This is a genomic window from Alteromonas sp. AO-Serp (assembly GCF_017849675.1).
GTDB classification, from domain to species: domain Bacteria; phylum Pseudomonadota; class Gammaproteobacteria; order Enterobacterales; family Alteromonadaceae; genus Alteromonas; species Alteromonas macleodii.
The window spans coordinates 1-2,691 of sequence record NZ_JAFLMX010000219.1 but is presented as its reverse complement, the minus strand read 5'-3'; the positions used below and the strand labels follow the sequence as shown (position 1 = coordinate 2,691).

2 protein-coding genes are annotated in these 2,691 nt (G+C 49.1%); both read left to right on the top strand.

Going from position 1 to position 2,691, the window contains the following annotated elements:
* Window positions 1–16: 16 nt before the first annotated feature.
* Window positions 17–1,582, top strand: coding sequence for a type II secretion system ATPase GspE (gene gspE, locus QVA83_RS14840; RefSeq protein WP_014980696.1), 1,566 nt, complete (start codon window positions 17–19; stop codon window positions 1,580–1,582).
* The coding region (gene gspF, locus QVA83_RS14835) for a type II secretion system inner membrane protein GspF (protein ID WP_287498633.1) at window positions 1,583–2,691 on the top strand (1,109 nt) is incomplete at its 3' end.

Sequence of the window (2,691 nt, the reverse complement as noted above, 5' to 3'; positions counted from 1 at the left end):
GAAGGTAACGACTAGCATGGCAGGGCAGGACGAACAAATTACTCAGGCATTAGAGGCGCAAGAAGAAGCCTTAGAAGCCATGGGTGAAGACGCAGGTTTGCCTGAAGAGGAGGCCGGTCCAAGACAGCTTTCTTTTAGCTTTGCGAAGCGCAATCAGGTATTGCTGGAAACCAATGAAACCCCTGCGGTTTTATATTTTACAGAGAATACGCCGTTTGATGTATTCGCCGAAGTGCGACGTTTCTACGGCGAGCCCTTTGTACCGAAAACTATTCCTGCGAACGAATTTGAAAGCCTGCTTACCAGTGCGTTTCAGCGCGATAGCTCTGCGGCTAAACAGCTAATGGAAGACCTTGGCAACGAGAGTGATTTGTTCGCTCTTGCTGAAGACTTGCCTGACACTGAAGACCTGTTAGACAGTGAAGACGATGCGCCTATTATCAAGCTTATCAACGCCATGTTGGGCGAGGCGATTAAAGAAGGCGCGTCAGACATTCACATTGAAACCTTTGAAAACCAGCTTGTGGTTCGCTTCAGGGTAGACGGCGTGTTACGCGAAATTTTGCGCCCGAATCGCAAACTTTCTTCCATGCTGGTATCGCGTATTAAAGTTATGGCGAAGTTAGATATCGCCGAGAAACGCGTGCCCCAGGATGGCCGTATTACATTGCGTATTGCTGGGCGAGCAGTAGATGTGCGTGTTTCGACCATGCCTTCAAGCCACGGCGAGCGTGTGGTATTGCGTCTACTGGATAAAAACAATGCGCGCTTAAATCTAGAAGATTTAGGCATGACGCTGCAAAACCGTAATCACTTTTCATCTCTTATTCGAAAACCTCACGGCATTATTTTGGTTACCGGCCCCACGGGCTCGGGTAAAAGTACCACCCTGTATGCAGGGTTAACCGAGATAAACTCGCGAGACAGAAACATCTTAACGGTTGAAGATCCTATCGAATTTGACCTTCCTGGTATTGGACAAACGCAGGTTAACCCTCGCGTAGATATGACCTTCGCCCGCGGCCTTCGCGCTATTTTGCGTCAAGACCCCGATGTAGTCATGGTGGGTGAGATTCGTGATATCGAAACGGCGCAAATTGCTGTTCAAGCCAGTTTAACCGGTCACTTAGTACTCTCTACTCTGCATACCAATACGGCAGCAGGCGCGATCACCCGTTTAGAAGACATGGGTATTGAGCCATTTCTGCTGTCTTCGAGCTTATTGGCCGTCTTGTCACAGCGGCTCGTTCGTACCCTGTGCCCAGATTGCAAAAAGCCACATACGCCTGACGCTTCTGAGCTTGAAGTATTAGGGCAAAACGCCACAAGCGAGACCACCATCTACAAGCCCCATGGCTGCGCCGCGTGTAATCAAACCGGATATCGCGGTCGTACCGGTATTCACGAGCTATTGTTGGTAGATGAAAAAGTGCGCGAGATGATGCACGAAGGTGTAGGTGAGCAAGCCATTGAACGCTACATCAGAAAGACGACACCAAGCATTCGTGAAGACGGCTGTAGTAAAGTGCTGGCGGGCGCTACCTCACTTGAAGAAGTGCTTCGAGTTACGAGGGAAGACTAAATGGCGGCATTCGCTTTTAAGGCGGTTAATGCCCGCGGTAAAAATACAAATGGCGTACTTGAAGGTGATAATGCACGCCAGGTTCGCCAACAGCTGCGCGAAAAAGGGTTAATTCCCTTAGAAGTAGAGCAGGTCGCAGAGCGCTCACAAAGCGAAGGCAAAGGCCTGTCGTTTTCTTTATTTAAACCCCGTATTTCAGCATCAGATTTAGCGCTACTCACGCGTCAGCTCGCCACTCTTGTCGAATCGGCCCTTCCCGTTGAAGAAGCACTGCTTGCCGTAGCCGAGCAGTGTGAAAAGCCTCGTCAGAAAAACATGATGATGGCAGTACGCAGTAAAGTCGTGGAAGGACATGGACTTGCCGATGCATTGGGTCAATTTCCAAGTGTGTTCGACGAGCTATACCGTGCGATGGTCGCAGCAGGGGAAAAATCCGGTCACCTAGATACCGTGCTTAACCGCCTTGCTGACTACACAGAACGCAGACAACAAACCCGCAGCCAAATTACTCAGGCGATGATTTATCCATCGCTAATGCTGTTTTTTGCGATGGGTATCGTGCTGCTATTGTTAACGGTGGTAGTGCCCAAAATTGTAGGGCAGTTCGATCACATGGGGCAAGACCTTCCTGCCATTACCCAATTTCTTATATCCGTAAGTACGTGGCTGCAAAATTACGGCCTGTTCATGCTTATTGGTATTGGTGTGCTCATTGTCATTATTCAGCGTGTGTTACAACAAAAGCACATGAAGCTGCGCTACCACAGAGCGCTTCTAACCCTACCATTAATTGGCCGGGTATCTCGCGGTCTTAATACCGCGCGTTTTGCTCGCACCTTAAGTATTCTGAGCGCCAGCGCAGTACCCTTGCTTGAAGCCATGCGTATATCGGGTGACGTACTGGAAAATCAACATATTAAGAACCAAGTAGCTGAAGCAGCCATTAACGTTAAAGAAGGCAGCAGCTTACGGGCAGCGATGGATAACAAGAAAAAGTTTCCAACAATGATGATGCATATGATTGCGTCCGGTGAAAAGTCGGGGGAGCTACAGCAAATGCTAGCTCGCGCCGCAGATAATCAAGATAGGGAATTTGAAGCGCTTATTGG